Source organism: Anaerolinea thermolimosa (assembly GCF_001050195.2).
Taxonomy (GTDB): Bacteria; Chloroflexota; Anaerolineae; order Anaerolineales; family Anaerolineaceae; genus Anaerolinea; species Anaerolinea thermolimosa.
In genome coordinates this window covers 2,709,941-2,725,275 of record NZ_DF967965.1, presented here as the reverse complement: position 1 = coordinate 2,725,275, position 15,335 = coordinate 2,709,941, and the positions used below count along the sequence as shown (strand labels likewise).

At 55.4% G+C, this 15,335-nt stretch carries 11 protein-coding genes; 6 read left to right on the top strand and 5 right to left on the bottom strand.

The window, feature by feature from the left end; all coding sequences use genetic code 11:
* Positions 1 to 4: 4 nt before the first annotated feature.
* The 3 genes from ATHL_RS12380 to ATHL_RS18935 are packed head-to-tail and all read right to left on the bottom strand — an operon-like array spanning position 5 to position 5,220.
* Positions 5 to 877: a PD-(D/E)XK nuclease family protein gene (locus ATHL_RS12380; protein ID WP_062194213.1), complete on the bottom strand. Its 873-nt coding sequence runs from the start codon at positions 875 to 877 to the stop codon at positions 5 to 7.
* On the bottom strand, positions 870 to 3,113 hold the full coding sequence (locus tag ATHL_RS12375; RefSeq protein WP_062194210.1) for an ATP-dependent helicase: 2,244 nt from the start codon (positions 3,111 to 3,113) through the stop codon (positions 870 to 872). Before ATHL_RS12375 ends, ATHL_RS12380 begins: the two co-directional genes overlap by 8 nt.
* Entirely contained in the window at positions 3,106 to 5,220 is a 2,115-nt protein-coding gene (locus ATHL_RS18935) for a hypothetical protein (protein WP_062194207.1), read from the bottom strand. The genes ATHL_RS12375 and ATHL_RS18935 overlap by 8 nt, the downstream gene beginning before the upstream one ends.
* A 111-nt stretch (positions 5,221 to 5,331) precedes the next feature.
* Between ATHL_RS18935 and ATHL_RS12360 the strand changes: the two genes are divergently transcribed.
* The 5 genes from ATHL_RS12360 to ATHL_RS12340 all read left to right on the top strand — a co-directional run bounded on the left by ATHL_RS12360 (position 5,332) and on the right by ATHL_RS12340 (position 11,492).
* Positions 5,332 to 7,158 (top strand): ribonuclease catalytic domain-containing protein, encoded by a 1,827-nt coding sequence (locus ATHL_RS12360; protein ID WP_062194205.1) that lies wholly within the window; start codon positions 5,332 to 5,334, stop codon positions 7,156 to 7,158.
* Positions 7,159 to 7,277: 119 nt separating this feature from the next.
* On the top strand, positions 7,278 to 7,946 hold the full coding sequence (locus tag ATHL_RS12355) for a hypothetical protein (protein ID WP_062194202.1): 669 nt from the start codon (positions 7,278 to 7,280) through the stop codon (positions 7,944 to 7,946).
* A 114-nt stretch (positions 7,947 to 8,060) separates the two neighbouring features.
* Positions 8,061 to 9,527, top strand: coding sequence for a protein O-mannosyl-transferase family (locus tag ATHL_RS12350; RefSeq protein ID WP_162787699.1), 1,467 nt, complete (start codon positions 8,061 to 8,063; stop codon positions 9,525 to 9,527).
* Positions 9,514 to 10,503 carry a lysylphosphatidylglycerol synthase transmembrane domain-containing protein gene (locus ATHL_RS12345; RefSeq protein ID WP_062194197.1) on the top strand — a complete coding sequence of 330 codons (990 nt, stop codon included), beginning with the start codon at positions 9,514 to 9,516 and terminating at the stop codon, positions 10,501 to 10,503. The genes ATHL_RS12350 and ATHL_RS12345 overlap by 14 nt, the downstream gene beginning before the upstream one ends.
* Positions 10,503 to 11,492 carry a glycosyltransferase family 2 protein gene (locus tag ATHL_RS12340; protein ID WP_062194194.1) on the top strand — a complete coding sequence of 330 codons (990 nt, stop codon included), beginning with the start codon at positions 10,503 to 10,505 and terminating at the stop codon, positions 11,490 to 11,492. The genes ATHL_RS12345 and ATHL_RS12340 overlap by 1 nt, the downstream gene beginning before the upstream one ends.
* 118 nt (positions 11,493 to 11,610) lie before the next feature.
* Here the strand turns inward: ATHL_RS12340 and ATHL_RS12335 are convergent, their stop codons facing one another.
* The gene (locus ATHL_RS12335) at positions 11,611 to 12,738 is read right to left on the bottom strand and encodes a glycoside hydrolase family protein (RefSeq protein ID WP_162787698.1); all 1,128 of its coding nucleotides are present in this window, start codon (positions 12,736 to 12,738) and stop codon (positions 11,611 to 11,613) included.
* Positions 12,739 to 12,822: 84 nt separating this feature from the next.
* Positions 12,823 to 13,308, bottom strand: coding sequence for a hypothetical protein (locus ATHL_RS12330; protein ID WP_062194188.1), 486 nt, complete (start codon positions 13,306 to 13,308; stop codon positions 12,823 to 12,825).
* 72 nt (positions 13,309 to 13,380) lie between these two features.
* Here ATHL_RS12330 and ATHL_RS12325 point away from each other — a divergent pair, with 72 nt between their 5' ends.
* Entirely contained in the window at positions 13,381 to 15,312 is a 1,932-nt protein-coding gene (locus ATHL_RS12325; RefSeq protein WP_062194185.1) for a DUF4012 domain-containing protein, read from the top strand.
* Positions 15,313 to 15,335: the final 23 nt, after the last annotated feature.

Below are 15,335 nucleotides of genomic sequence, written 5' to 3'. Positions count from 1 at the left end.
GGAATTAAAAGGCAATTTCGCCAATTTGATCAAAATTCAGATCAAGAGAGCTTTCACCTGGAGCATCGATGTCGCCTTCCATCTCTTCCAGCGAGCCAGCTTGAATGCCCCGCTCGCAAAGGGATCGGTAGACGCAGAAATGACAGTGCCGTTCGTTGGCAGTCTGCTCGAACTGCGAGGGTTGCCTACGGTTGATTTCAGCCAGGATGGCCTGCAGGCTTTCTTCATCCCGTTGGAACTGTTCTTCGCTGTAAAGGAAGCGTTCTGGCTGGTCGGGGGTATGGGGGAACCAGTAAACCATTTCGATGCCCGAAGGCGTGAGTGAGGCGTTCCCCAGGCGCGGTAGGCCAGTTCGAGCAAGCAAATAGGGGTACAGGTGTGTTTGCCAGCGTTTCTCAAGCCTGGCCCTTGGGGGGCGATGGAGAGAGGTTTTCCAGTCCCAGATTACCGCTCGCTGCTCGGTGGCGAAGTATTGAACCAGGTCGAATTTTGCGAGCAGGCGGTGCTCGCCCATGGGAACACTGACGCTGTATTCCGGGCGGCATTCGCCGACCTGCAACAGGGGTATGAGCTGGAGAAAATGTTGCCACCAGAGAGGCAGGTTGCTCTCTCCGCTGGCCAGGACACTTTCATGCAGGGCATCTAGAGATACCCCCAGCAGTGCCTGGCGGGCGAGGTTATGAAAGCGTTCTCCGGCGCGCGTGAGGCGCTCGTTTTCTTGAATAGGTTCGGCTATGGGGGCTGGCCAGGACAGTTGAAAAAGATAGCGCAATTGAAATCGTCGCGGGCAGTCGCTGAAATCTTGCAGGCTGGACTGGCTGAAGGTAAAAGGTTGCACTTCTCTCAGAGTTTCGGGGTGAGACCTTGATTTATCCATGGGACTTATTCCAGAAGGCAATTAATTCTTGAAAGGCCCGCGCCGGGGTAAGATTGCCATTGCGCCCGGTGTTCCAGGTGATGACCAGCTCGCGCCTGGCGCGCGTGATGCCCACAAAAAGCAAACGCAGGCGTTCACGCACATATTCGCGGCGATCCTGGCGACTGGCTTCTCCTTCCTGGTAGAAATCATACTCATTTTTAGAAAGCGCGGCTTTAAGCTGGGCCAGAGCTTCGGCTTCGAGGTTTAATTGGTCGCGAAGATACCACCACTCGGCAATGTATGGATCGTACTCGTTGGAAGGAAAATCATAATTGTTTGCTGCCAGCAGGTAAACCCGATCCCATTCCAACCCTTTTGCCTTATGGATGGTCGCTACGACCACCTTTCCGGGGTAGCGGTCAGGGTCGAACCGGGTATCTTCGTCGCTGAAGCCGATGAACCGGCGCTGGTTGCGCGCAATGACCGCGACCTCAGCGCTGAACTGTTTGATGTGCCAGTCAGGATGGATGCTGGCGCTCTGGCGGATGAGGCTGGAAAGCTTGTGAGCCACAGCCAGATCGGAGGGTTCGGTGAAAAGATCCTGCGCCAGGGTGAGGGTGAGCTGATCCGGGGGTAAGGTGGCGGCGGACTGCCAGCGCTGGAGGAGGTCTCGAAAACGGATGAGTTCGGCATAGAGGCCAGGATCTTCGCGCGCCAGCGATTCCTGAGGCCAGCCTGAGCCCGGTTGAGGAGCCAGGAAATCCTCAACCCTGCGTAAGGCCTGTAATTGGCGAGCCACCCGGGGGATCTGCATTTTTTCTTCCTTCGAGAGGTCTCCACGCGTGCGCCAGGCCTGGTAGGCTTTGCTGAGCAACGAGGGAGAATCGGGCTCGGCCAGCCAGTTTAACAGATCGCTCAAAGCGGATGCAGCTGCGCGGGTGGCCTGTGTGCTTCTCAACAGACTATCCACCACATCGACACCCTGCCTGCGCAGTTCATCGACCATATCGAACCCGCGTTTATTGTTGGAGGACAGTACTGCCACCGTTCGCCCCTGGTTTTCGGGTTCTTGCAACCACCTGGCAATCGATTTTGCTACCTTCTGGAGTTCTTCCGCGGGTGAGAAAGCCTGGCTGTGGAGGGTAATTTTTTCCGGCTGATCGGGTGGATTGGGACGGGGATCGTCAGGGGAGGTGGGCCGAATGAGAGGATAAGCCAGCCCTTTGGACAGGAGATCTTCAGGGGGGAGGCGATTAGACCACTCAATGAGGTGGTTGGCGAGACGGATGATGCTCAGGGTAGAACGGCCCGATTCGTGTAATTCGCGGGAGATCACACCGGGAGTTCTCCGAAAGTTGATCAGGTAGTCCGGGCTGGCGGTGGTGAAGGTCTCGTAAATGGCCTGGTTGGGGTCGCCCACCCGCACCCAATTTCCCTCCGCCCCGGCCAGATGGCGGAGGATTTCTTCCTGAAGGCGAGAGGAATCCTGGGCTTCATCCTCAAGGATATAAGGCCATTGATAGCGTAACCGTTTCACAAGGGCAGGATCCAGCTTGAGGGCAAGCAGAGCGAGGCGGATCAGGTCGTCAAAATCCACGGCACCGCGGTAACGCAGCGCCCGCTGATAATCGGCGTAGATCGCCCAGCCCATTTCGGCCAGTGGAAGAGGCATGGGAAGTCTGTCGAGTTCCAGTCGCAGTGCCTCTGGCGAGAGTTCCTGGTCTTTGGCGTAGCGAATCGTCTGGAGGCCAATGTTCTGCACAAGCCGGGGAAGGTTATTGCGGCGCACATCCTCCAGCTTTTGCTCCGAAAGGTCAGGAGAAAGATAACCGGTTATTAGATGGAAGTTGGAACGCATCCAGGCCGCAGCAATCTCTTCAAGGATGCGTGTGGCTTCAGACTCGTCGATGATGGAGAAATCTTCTGCCAGTCCTACTGCTTCGGGCCGTTGGCGGACAATATCATGCGCCAGCCCATGCAGGGTGCGGACGGTGTACCCCATACCCGGCAGGACGTTGGCTTCCTGAAGAAAAGTGGCAATGCGCGCTGAAAAGTTATCCACAGCTGAGTTGACTAAGGTGACGATGAGGATTTCTTGATCGGGGGCGATCTCTCCGCGCAGCAGAATATCGGCAGCCAGGCGGGAGAGGGTGTACGTCTTCCCGGCACCGGGGACGGCTGAAATGCCCATCCAGCCGCTGCGGTAGGTGAGGATTTTGGATTGACTGGAACGCAGCTGCCGTTTTTCAGCCATGCCGTGTTTCCTGGATTTGAATCTGGTAAATACTGCGCAGGAGCATTCCGCGTTGTTCGAAGCCGCCTTCACTGAGCTCGCTGAAAGCCAGATGAACCTTCTCGCGGCATCGGCGAAGTAACCCCAGCGTAAGGCGGAAAAGGGTTTCGCGGTTGGTCTGGTATTCTTCGGCGGCTGTCCAGAGCCGCCCTGGTTCCCAGCCGCGGCTGAGCACATAAGGATGGGTGAGGGGCTGGTAGAGGCGCTCGAACCAGGCGTTCGAGCCGGCATCCAGCCAGAACTGGTGCTCGACCGGGCGGTTGTAAAGCAGAAAGGTGTACGCCGGGGCGATGAATACGGCATCTTCTACGGGGGGTTGCCAGCTGCTCACATAGGTTGAAGCGATAACTCCATCCCGTACCATTGCCAGGTACTCGCAACCCGGCGAGGTGCCCTCCATGCCTCCGGCGTTTTCTACGGCCTGGCGAAACTTCTGCGCCGATTCGATGAGGTTGGCGGTTACCCGTCCGGCATCCAGGTCAGTATGGAAGCCAAAGCCCGGTTGAGATAGAACTTCTCCGAACAGGCGGCTAAAGAAAAGGTCCAGTTCCATTTCGGGTTGAGCGGCGTAATCACTCAGCCAGGTGCGCAGGGTTTCGTAGCGGTTTCCCACAGAGTAGGTAATGCGCTCCTGCATCTCAGGTTTGATCTGGGTGAACGAGGAGAGTTGCCGGCTGTGTTTACGGAAGACAATACTCCCAAGGAGCCGTGCCCGGACCAGGTCCAGACCGTCTATGGCAATGAAGAGAGCGTGGATCACCTCTTCTGGTTCGATGGGTTGATTCCACTTGGGGTGGGCCAATCGAGCCAGGGTGAGCAGGCAGCGTGCGGCGGGTTCGTCAGCAAGAGAACGTGATGGGCGGTGCGACCGATAAGGGATTCCCCGAACATCGAGACGGTTGGCAAGCGAAAAGCGCAGCGCATCGGAGAGGATGGGTGCAAGAATGGCTATTTCACCCGGCCGGGTTCCGGATTCGACCAGACGGGCGACCTCGTCGGCTACCCAGTCGAGCATTTGAGGATAGAAACGCAGGCTTTGAGGGGGGAAGTTCAGAATTTCTTTCCAGTCGTTTTTTTGGGGGGGTGTCGGTTGAGAATGGTGGGGAGAATAGATCAAAAGCACGTTGCCAAGCGCTTCGCCAAGGGTTTCCATGCCGGGTCGAGTCACCAGCGAATTTGTGAAGAGAAGTGTTTCGTGGCAGGCGGCGGCCAGGCGGATGGCCGATTCGGGGTCGGCGCCCAGGAATCGGCGATAACCGGCATCCTGATCAAAGATCAGCAGAGCAGAATCCAGCTCGGGGAGCCACTCGCGGAGGATGTCGTGAGCAAAGGGGGTGTCTTCTTCAATATTATCGGCGATGAGGTGGCGGACTGAATCGTGCAGGTAGGCCCGGCACAGGAACGAGGGATGAAGGAAGTTTCGAAAGACCTCAACCTGGAGAGAAAAATCGAGCAGGTTATGCTCCAGGCAGTAGCGGCGGAAAAGCATGGCGCAATGCTGGGCATCGGCAAACACACGCCGCTGGCTGGACTCACCGTTCCAGGCTGCTGAGAGGCGTTCACTGATCTCTTCAATGGGGAAGCCGGTCAGGGCAGCCTTGTTGAGGTTATCCAGAATCTGGCTGTAGAGGCGGTTGCGGTCGATGCTGATGGATTCGAAGAAACCTTCCTCAAGTAGCGGGCGGACAAGGTGAGCCATGTAGTACTGAGCCGTTTCCAGGGTGAGGAAGACGGGAGGACGTTCGGGGTGGGCGAAGCCGGCCTGGCGAGCTATCAGCGGCCAGAAGAGATCGACCATTCGGCGGGCAAGGCCGCCAGCAGTGAGCACAGAGACCTGCCCCCCGGGGGGCGCCTCAGGTGAGGCCAGCGCGCGGAGGTAGGGGATGCCAAGCGCGCGCTGGGGAACCAGCACGAGCATCTGGTCACCGGGTACACCTGCATGAAGTAGCTGGAGCATTCGGACGACTCCGACGGTGGTTTTTCCACTGCCGGCGGGGCCTTCGAGGAAAATCCGCTTTTCGAAGGGTTGGTTCAAAAGGTGATGTTGAGCAGGGGTCAGTTTAACCATCAGCAGGATCTCTCAGAGTCTGGGGATTATTGTACATCGTTTTCTCGAACCATCGGAAGACATGGGTACAATGGATAGGTAGCATAAAAGAGGGATTAGAGAGAATCTACGATGACAGAGTCGGAAAAAAGCATTCGTCCCGGAGCCCTGGTGCTCTACCGAAAACGTGCAGCGCGGGTCGTTCAGGCTGGTGAAAAGCTTGAGATCGACCTGAATGGAGAGAGGCTGCGAGTTCGTGCCAAGGATGTGGAATTACTTCATCCCGGCCCAGTCGAAACCCTGAGCGAGCTTCGACCTTTACCCGGTGAAATGCGGGCCGCCTGGGAAATTCTTGCTGGAACAACCACCACCCTGGCCGAGCTGGCTGAGCTGGCGTTTGGTGAATATACTCCAGCTACGGCCTGGGCGGCGTGGCAGTTTGTGGCTGAGGGTCTCTATTTCACCGGTACGCCTGCATCCGTGCGAGCTTTGACATTTGAAGAAGTTCAGGCGCAGGAAGCCGAGAGAGCGGCGCGCGAGGCAGAAGAACGCGCGTGGGGGGCCTTTCTGGAACGTGCCCGCCGGGGGGAGCGATCTTCCAGTGATGAACGTTTTTATAAGGAAGTGGAACAGATGGCGCTGGGAAGTATTTCCCGTTGTCGGGTGCTGCGAGAGCTGGGGCGTGCCGAGACCCCTGAAAATGCCCATGCTTTGTTGCTTGAATTGGGTATCTGGAATGCAACGGTCAACCCGCACCCCCGGCGATTGCGCCTGCCGCTTTCTCCGCCTGATCTTCCCCTGCCCGATTTACCCGACGAACCACGGGTGGATCTGACGCACCTTCCGGCGTATGCGATTGATGATAAAGGGAGTGATACCCCCGACGATGCCATCAGCCTGGATGGAAATCGGCTCTGGGTGCACGTGGCTGATGTGGCCGCCATCGTCACACCAGGAAGCGCTCTCGATGTTGAAGCGCAAAACCGGGGAGAAACGCTCCATCTACCGGAGGGGATCACTCCATTGTTTCCACCCGAAATGACGATCCGGCTGGGCCTGGGAATCCAACCGGTTTCGCCAGCGCTTTCTTTCGGGATTGAGCTGGATGCTCAGGGAGGGATCTCCGGGGTGGAAATCCTGCCATCGTGGGTCAAAGTTACGCGGCTCTCGTATGAAGAAGCCAATCTGCGCATGGATGAGGTACCTTTCAGGGAACTGGAAGAACGTTTGAATGTACACCGTGAGCTTCGGCTTATGAACGGGGCAGTGGAGATCGATCTACCGGAGGTGAAAATTCACGTGGATTCAGATGGAATGGTAATCGTTGATCCGGTGCGGTCGTTGCGAAGCCGCCGTATGGTAGAAGAAGCGATGATCCTGACGGGCGAAGCAACTGCGAGGTTTGCCCTTCAATATGGCCTTGCCATGCCATTCAGTGTGCAGGAGGAACCGGAGGCCCGCGTTCCCCACGACACTCTGGTGGGGATGTTTGCCATGCGACGATACCTGAAGCGCAGTCAATATCGTGCTGTGGCCGGAGGGCACAGTGGCCTGGGGTTATCGGGTTATATTCAGGCCACCAGCCCATTGCGGCGTTATCTGGATGTGGTGGCTCATCAGCAACTTCGCGCTTACCTGAAAGGGGAGCACCTTCTGGGGGAAAGCGAAATCCTTGAACGGATTGGAATGCTGGAAGCCGTTCTTCCGGCGTTAAGGCAGGCAGAGGTGCTTTCTGAGAGGCACTGGACTCTGGTGTATCTGTGCCAGCACCCTGACTGGAAAGGCAGGGCGGTTCTGGTGGAGCGGCGGGGAGCCACTGAAATCTGGTTGATTCCCGACCTTGCCCTTGAGGCCAGGGCTCATCTGGGCGGAGGGCTGGAAGTGGGGGAAGAATGCCTGGTGGAAGTACGATCCATTGATCTGCCGAACCTGGAATTTTTCATCGGAATTGCAACCTGAACCCTTTCCCTGCTATGCTATAATACTTTTGCCACCTTGGGTCGGCCTGGCTTGCCGACCTTCCCGCAGGGGAAGTTAATGGGCAGGTGGCGCACGATTTGGATGAATTGGAGGGGTCAATGAATATCCGACGATCGTTTCTGGCGGGATTTGTTTTAACCGTTATCCTGGCACTTGGTTTCCTGGGAGGAGTCTGGAGTCAGACTTATGCTCAGGGCACGGTGCCTACCATCCCGACGGCTCCTACCGTGCCTCCGGCTCCCCAACCTACGGCGACGAAAAGCCCGGGCGATTTGCCCGAACCTTTTCCAAAAATAACCTGCATTGGGGCAAGCATTAACCCTGCCAAAGAAATGGATCTGTTCGAATTGCGCTTTCCTAATACCCGCAGCACAGCCCGCTGGGGAGGGGTGCTCAATCCCTCAGGTTCTGCCTGTCAGGAGGCGTACGAAGTCTATTGCATCGTTCCGGTGCGTTATTTACCTGAGCGGGCCCAGCTCCATTATTACCGGCAGGGGGTGCAGGTTTATCAAAAGGTTGACGGCAAAGTGGACTCAACCCCTTCGTGCTCTCCAAAGATGGTTTACTTTGACCTTTCAGCTTATGAACGTTTCATGTACGATCATTTTAAAGATCGCTTCGGCTTTTTTAACTACAACCCGGAGACGCGCACCTGGGAGACCTGCCCGGAGGTTATTTTTGATAAAGAAGCCGGGCTCCACGGGCGGCTTTCTTGTCGGACAATTAACTGGGGTTTCTTTGCCATTGGCTGGCAGGCCAAGAAGTAAGGTTTCTCTGTGAGCTGGATGAAGTTGCGGGGTGATTCTCGGGTTTCACCCCGCCATTTATTTCACTCCAACGGGCGAGGTTCGCCAGGGCTAGAGTTTCCTTATAGCGCAGTGGTGGTTTTTCTGGTGTTATCCACCCTTTATATCCCGCTTTTACCCCTGGAACTTACCCGGGCCAATTTTGGGGGCGATGGGGGAGACTTTCTCGCGGCGATCCTTACCCATGGAGTTGCTCATCCCGGCGGTTACCCCACCTATCTTCTGCTGGGGGAGGCGTTTCAGTTTATTCCGCTGGGGACGATTCCATGGCGGGGTGCTCTGCTTTCGGCCATCTCAACAGCGTTTGCCGGAGGGCTGGTGAGCCTGTGGGTCTGGCATTTTCTTTCTCCGCATAGCCTGTCCGGCCAGGTGATCAGCCTGATTGCCGGGCTGGCATGGGGGAGTGCACCACTGGTCTGGTCGCAGGCGGTGATTGTAGAGGTGCATGGGTTACAGGCACTGATGGCGGTTATCTGGTTGTGGTGGGTGACTCTTCTTCGCAAAGGAGTTCGTCACACGGGAGGGGTGTCGTTCCTCTCCTGGATCGCCGGCTTGAGCCTGGGGAATCATCTCACCATTTTCCTGTTCATTCCTGCTCTGATAGCGACCATTCTTCCTTTGATCTTAAAAGACTTTAGAGGACGGCAAAAGCTTAAGTTCTGGTTGGTTCAGGGTTTGACTTTCCTCCTCGGGGCTTCGGTGTACTTATTATTACCCCTGAGAGCCCAGATGTACCCGCCGATAAACTGGGGCAACCCGCAAAGTTGGGAGGGTTTCTGGTGGGTCGTCAGTGGACAGCCATACCGGGGACTGGTTTTTCATACTTCCGTGGAAGGAATGCTGGAAAGAATCTCAGCCTGGGCGAGAATCTTGCTGGAGCAATTTGGATTACCCGGCCTGGTGCTGGGGGTATTGGGTGCTGTCATTTCTGATCATGATAAGGTTGACCGTTTCCAGGGATTGCTTTTATGGGTTTTTGGTTCGTTTTCAGCCTTTGCCATAGGTTATGACACGCCGGACTCTCTGGTGTATCTGATCCCTGCTCTTCTGGCCGGGGCCGTATGGGTCGGGAAGGGTGCTATGCTGACTTTTCAATGGCACTGGCGTGGCTGGCGGCTGGGCTGGCTTGTTAGCATCGGGATGCTGGTCTTTCTGCTGGGGCGCCTTCCTGAGACAGCCCGGCAGGTTGACCCGCGAATGGAAACGGAAGTGGAACAGTTTGCGAGAGAAGTTCTTCAAAAAGCGCCGACTGGAGCGTTAATTCTCACCGAGGCTGATGAAGATACCTTCCCTCTCTGGTATGCGCACTTTGGGCTGGGTGAGCGACCGGATGTGCAGATCATCGTTCTTCCTTTGACCCAGTTTTTGTGGTATCGAGAAACGCTCCGGCATATTTACCCCGATCTGCACTGGCCATCGACGGATGATCTGGCTGGGAGTGCCTGGGGAGAGGCCTTACCAGGGCTGAATGCCGGGCGCCCGGTTTGCCGTACTCATGTGGAAAGAGAATATCAAATACAGGTGCGGTATGAGTGTCGCTGATGCCTCCCAGAGAAAGACCTTCTGGCTGGTTCTGGAAAGGTTTCTCAGGCTGTTTCTTGGCTTGGCTTTGCTGGCACTTTCGCTTTGGAAGGTGGACTGGGGAGGCCTGGTATATCACCTCGTTCATGCTCAATGTGGATGGCTGGTGATTGCTTTGTTAAGTGTTTTGGTCAGCTCATTCATGAAAATCTTGCGCTGGCGCTGGTTGTTGCTCGGATTGGGAATCCAGCGCGAACCGGGTTTTTTACACCTCGGGGGGGCCTTTTTTATTGGTCAGGCGGTTAATATTTTATTCCCACTGCGGGCCGGGGAACTTGCCCGGGTGGGGTGGCTATCTGTGAATGATCAACAGGATGCTTTCTTAACGGCCTTTTCAGTGCTTCTCGAAAAATATTTTGATCTGGTCATTCTTCTGGGGTTGGTCACCTGGCTTGGGCCGGTGTTGCCCGTGGAGGCCCTGATCACCAGCCGAAGCTGGCTGGTGCCGCTGTGCGCGGGGGCAACTTTAGCTCTGGCAGCCGGGCTGTGGGCGGCACCGTTTCTCTGGGAACAGATCAGCCAGAGATGGCCGAAGCGATGGGCTGGTCTGGCGGAACGAATTGAAAGCTGGGTACGCAGCCTTCGTTTGCTGAGGTCTGACAGAAGGGTGCTTACTCTGATGGTGTTTAGTGTGATTCTCTGGGGAGTCATGCTTTCTACCAATCTCTTTGTTCTGCAGGCTTTAAGCCTTCCGGTGGATTTGCGAACCGGGGGGTTGGTGCTGGTTCTGGTTTATCTTGGACTGGCACCTGCCCTCATGCCAGGGAATGTGGGGCCTTTTTATTATTTGGCCATGCTTGCTCTGGCTCCGTTCGGAATTGGCACTTCAGAACGGGCGGCATTTGCCGTGCTTTTGCACGCCATTGTTGTTCTCCCACCGCTTTTGCTAGGATGGGTTTTTGTGGGTGTGAGCCGGTGGTTGAAACGAGGAGGATAGTGATTTCGGTAATTATTCCGGCAAAAGATGCCGCACAGACTCTATCTGCCTGCCTGGAAGGGGTTCTCCACCAGGATGGGTTGCGCTTTGGGGTAGATTATGAGGTGATCGTTGTGGACGATGGTTCCACAGACTCTACCGCAGAAATTGCGGCCAACATGGGGGTCAGGGTAGCCCGACAGGCCAATGCGGGGCCGGCTTCAGCGCGAAACCATGGTGCAAGAGAGGCAAGAGGTGAGCTGCTTGTCTTCACAGATGCCGATTGTATTCCCACGCCGGGATGGCTGAAGGCGTTGATGGGAGCTTTCACCGATGCACGGGTGGCGGGGGCCAAGGGTATCTATCAAACGGTTGAGAAGGGGTGGGTACCCCGGTTTGTGCAGTGCGAGTATGCCTATAAATATCAACGTCTTGCCAGGCAAGAAACCATTGATTTTATTGACACGTATTCAGCGGCGTATCGAAGGGAGGTTTTTCTGCAACATGGGGGGTTCAATCCGGTTTTTCCCGTCCCATCGGTAGAAGATCAGGAATTTTCCTTCCGTCTGGCGCGGCAGGGGTATCGATTGGCCTTTTGCCCCGCGGCGGTGGTGTTGCACCGCCATGACCGGCACGTGGGTGAGTATGCCCGTCGTAAGTTTGGGATCGGTTACTGGAAAGCGGTGATGCTTAAGTGGCTGCCAGAAAAAGCCTTGGGTGACTCTCACACTCCACCTTCACAACGCTGGCAGATCATCCTTCTGGGATTATCCCTCGCCGCGGCGGTCGTCGGGGTGGTTTTTCATCCTGCAGTGTGGGTGAGTATCTTCAGCCTGGCGGCATTTTTGATGAGCAATTTTCCATTTCTCGCCTTTATTGCCGGTTATGATTGGCCCGTGCTCTGGCTGGCTCTGCCGATGACGCTAGTGCGGGCGCTTGCGTTGATGATGGGAATCCTTTGGGCGGTAATCTCTCCACCTCCCATTTTGCCCCAATCGGAAAAGGAATAAGGCAACCCCGACCCGCCGATGAAACAGCCAGTGCCGCTTTGGTTCAAACAGCGGGTCACTGAGCAGTTTCATGAATTGGAGGAGGGGTTGCCTGCCCTGGCAACTTTCTCCGCTTGACTTATGGTTTGCAGTTCATTTCTGGTGTGAGCGGAGTAACATACTGAATGAATTTGTTTCCGACCGGGGTGATTGCACCTCCGTCGTCTGGATCGTAAAGGCTGCCACCGAAGTAATAGCGGTGATCATTCAAGCTATACCAAAACCAGCGCTGTACCAGGCGATTTCCATCTGAGGGTAGCCCCAGAGATGAACTGGTGGCGGTGTTCAGGTAGTTAAATGTCTGCACCATGAAATTGGCTGTGACAGAATCTGGAACGTTGACGTTATTGGGGCCGCCGGGTTGGTCAACAGGTGGAAAGAGGCTGCCAAATTCGGTGATCCACAAGGCTTTCTCACGTTGCCCGCGGTCGCGCATCCAGCGGCGCATAGCGAGAATCCGTTCCTGGAACAGAGAGATGGAGTAAGTATCGGCAAAGTTGGTGATGGCTACAGCATCGGAGTAGTCATCTTCAAAACCTTTAGGAATACCTGTGCCCCATTGGCCGGGAATTTCGTTGAGAATGAAGGAATGGATGCTCCAGAAATCAACCAGGCTATTGGTTTTAGCGTAGGAATCGGTTTCAATGAGCAGAGCCGTCCAGGCGCGGTCTAAATAACGCAGACGAATGGGGGTAGGTTGGACGATGGAGCCAAAACCTATTTTTGCCGTTGGGTCGGCATTCTTGATGGCTTCAGCGATCACTCTAAATCGGTGGGCGTAGGTTTCGGCGGTGATGTTGTCCTGTGTGATCCCATTCCCCCCGTAATACGAGGTATCTGGCTCATTGCCAACCTGCCAGTAATCACCAGGGTTGGCGGCAGCCAGAGCAGCTGCCTGTGCCGCTCTGTCTGTGTCATCGAAGCTGTCTCCGCGAACACTGATGACGTGAATGTAATCTACTTCTGGGGGCAAAGAGCGCGCTGGTTCTGTGCCCCAGTCGATGAAAGCCCCAACCTTCAGCGGGCCGAGATCGGTATTGTAGCCTGGTAATCCAGATACGGCGGCAATCCCAAACCGGCAAAGAACAACGGGTGGTTTAATGATCAACGGAAGGTAGACGTTAGAAGGATCTGGATCTTGGGCAAGCGCAGGCGTCTGAGATCGATTGAAAAGGAGCAACGCAAGCAGAAGGCTTGCCACAACCAAGGCCAAGAAATTAAAAGATTTTCTTCTCATAGGAACATCCCCCAAAGAAATTGCCCCCTCACCCTGAGAAAGGGTGGTATGGGATTACGGATGATTGGAACCGGATGGCGGTGTTGTAGGCTTTCGAATAGCCAGGAGCAGGATAAGCCCAATGGCTACAATTAACCCTAAACCACAGGCAAGAAAATATACGGTTTTAAGGGTGCCCTGAGTTGCAGAAGGCACAGGGGTTGGTGATGGTTGCTGTTCAAGGCCGAGGGTGGGGGTGGCCGGAATTTGCCCTGCCGTGGTGCTTGTAGCGGCAGGTTGAGAACCTGTGGTTGCAGTTGATGCCGTTTGAGGCTCAGTTGGCGCCAGCGTTGGGACAACAGTGGGTTGAGTCGCCTGGGTGGGTTCAATGACCTGAGAGGTATTGGTCGGTTCGGGTGGGGGAGGGGTCGATGTGGGGCTGAGCGTGGGGACCGTCTGTCCCCGGAAACTCGCTTCACCTGTGCCGGTAATGGCTCCCAACGTCAGAATGAGCACCATGATGCCAACGGCCAGAAAGACCTGGTTTTTTCTCCCCGCCATATTGTTCTGCTCCCTGAAATCCGTTTACAAAACGTGTCATAATAATAGCATGATTCTATAAGGGGTGATACAGTGAAAGAGTCGCAATTTCCTTTCAAAAAGAACGCTTTACGGAGTTGGTTACTCCTGGGGGTGATGGGGGGAATTTTGATATGGCTGGGGGTACTCACGTGGCATGGGGCCGGGTTGATGATTTCATTGCGGAAGATCCAACGTACGGTTGGTAATGGTGTGAGTGATGAGAGTTTGCAGGTGGCAGTGCAAGAATTGGAGCGAATCAATCGCCATGCCGATCATTTGCTTTGGGGTATGGCACCGTTGTTTCCGGTCTTCCACAATACAGACTGGGTGCCGGGGGTAGGAGGGTATCTGTCTCAGTCCGAGGCGTTGCTGTTGTATGGGAAAGGTTTGGCTGAGGTGGGATTCTGGCTCCTGGATGGATTAGAATTTCCGGCAAACGGGGGGGTCTTTCAGAGACAGTGGTTAAACCACGTGGAGACGCACCAGGAGAACCTCAGAAAAGCCCTTCAAGCGGTTGAAGCGGCTTCTCAGGCACGCGCAGGGCTCGATTTTAATCTCCTGTCAGGAAACCTGGGGGAGAGACTGCGCTCTATGGATCGGCAGTTTTCGCTTGTAGCTGGCGGGGTGGGGCTGTTGCCCTATTTACCAGCGCTGGCTGGTGAGGAACGGGGACAGACCTATTTACTGGTGGTGCAAAACAGCGATGAATTACGCGCCACAGGTGGCTTTATTTCTGCTTTTGGTTTGCTTCAGGTGCGCAGGGGTGAGGTTGTGCGGTTTGATGTGAAAGATTCCTACTCGGTAGATCGTCTGGAAGCCGGGTATCCTCTTCCTCCTGAACCTCTGGCAACCTACATGCTGGCTGGCATCTGGGTGCCGCGCGATGCAAACTGGTCGCCGGATTTTCCAACCGCGGCAGAGGAGATTGCCCACCTTTACACGCTCTCTACCGGGGTAGAGGTCGATGGCGTGCTGGCTATCGATCAGCAGGTTATTGTTCAGCTGTTGGCTGCCATTGGCCCGCTTACGGTGGAAGGTGCCTCTGAGGCGATTCATGCAAAGAATGTGGTACGTTGGATGCAACAAGCGTGGGAGCCTGACCCGAAGGAAGGGGTAACAGGGGAGTGGTGGTCTCAACGGAAGGATTTTATGGGGCATCTCGGAGCGGCCATTCTCAAACGGCTTACAGGTACGAGCGATGGGAGGACCCTTTTTAAAACTGGAACGGTGATCTTTCAGATGCTGAGGCAGGGACATTTGCTGATGTATTTAAAAGATTCTGGGGCGCAGATGGCGCTGGCAAAGGCCGGGTTAGATGGAGCTGTTCGTCTTGGTGAAGGGGATTTTCTCATGCCGGTCGATTCAAACATCGGATTTAATAAAGCCGATGCTTTGATTGAGAGAACGGTTACCTACCGGGTGGATGCCCGTGTACTCCAGAACCCTCAGGCGACGCTTGTTCTGGAATATACCAGTCGAGCTCAACCTGGGGTGGCCTGTGTGCACAAGGAAATGTACGGGCTTACGTATGCCGATTTACAAAACCGCTGTTACTGGAATTACTGGCGGGTTCTGGTGCCGAAGGATAGTGAACTGCTTTTTGCCCAGGTGCCTGCTGTGCCACCTGAAAGGATGCTGAACCAAAAAGGGTACGATGGAATGGTACAATCATCTCCAGCAGAAGGCGGTACAATAGCATTTGCCGGGCTTCTGGTGCTCCCCGCGGGTGACCGCCAGACAGCCATTCTGAGCTGGAGACTTCCTTCAAGAGTGGTACGGCAGACAAAAGAAGGATGGGTTTATGAGTTGCGAGTCCAAAAGCAACCTGGGGTGGTGCGGTCGGGGCTACGCCTGATCGTTCAGATTCCGGAAGGGATGAAGATGAAGCCTGCGGATGGGTGGCGTAGCGGCCCACAGCCTGGGGAATGGACCTGGGAAGGATGGTTGGAGGAGACTACGGACTTCAGGCTGGTGTTTCATTAAGCGCAGGGGTGTTGGACGAAGGT

What these genes read in the sequence shown, in the direction of transcription:
- ATHL_RS12345 (WP_062194197.1), top strand. Translation starts at nt 9,514, where the DNA reads ATGAGTGTCGCTGATGCCTCCCAGAGAAAGACCTTCTGGCTGGTTCTG.
- ATHL_RS12380 (WP_062194213.1), bottom strand. Translation starts at nt 877, where the DNA reads ATGGATAAATCAAGGTCTCACCCCGAAACTCTGAGAGAAGTGCAACCT.
- ATHL_RS18935 (WP_062194207.1), bottom strand. Translation starts at nt 5,220, where the DNA reads ATGGTTAAACTGACCCCTGCTCAACATCACCTTTTGAACCAACCCTTC.
- ATHL_RS12375 (WP_062194210.1), bottom strand. Translation starts at nt 3,113, where the DNA reads ATGGCTGAAAAACGGCAGCTGCGTTCCAGTCAATCCAAAATCCTCACC.
- ATHL_RS12360 (WP_062194205.1), top strand. Translation starts at nt 5,332, where the DNA reads ATGACAGAGTCGGAAAAAAGCATTCGTCCCGGAGCCCTGGTGCTCTAC.
- ATHL_RS12355 (WP_062194202.1), top strand. Translation starts at nt 7,278, where the DNA reads ATGAATATCCGACGATCGTTTCTGGCGGGATTTGTTTTAACCGTTATC.
- ATHL_RS12330 (WP_062194188.1), bottom strand. Translation starts at nt 13,308, where the DNA reads ATGGCGGGGAGAAAAAACCAGGTCTTTCTGGCCGTTGGCATCATGGTG.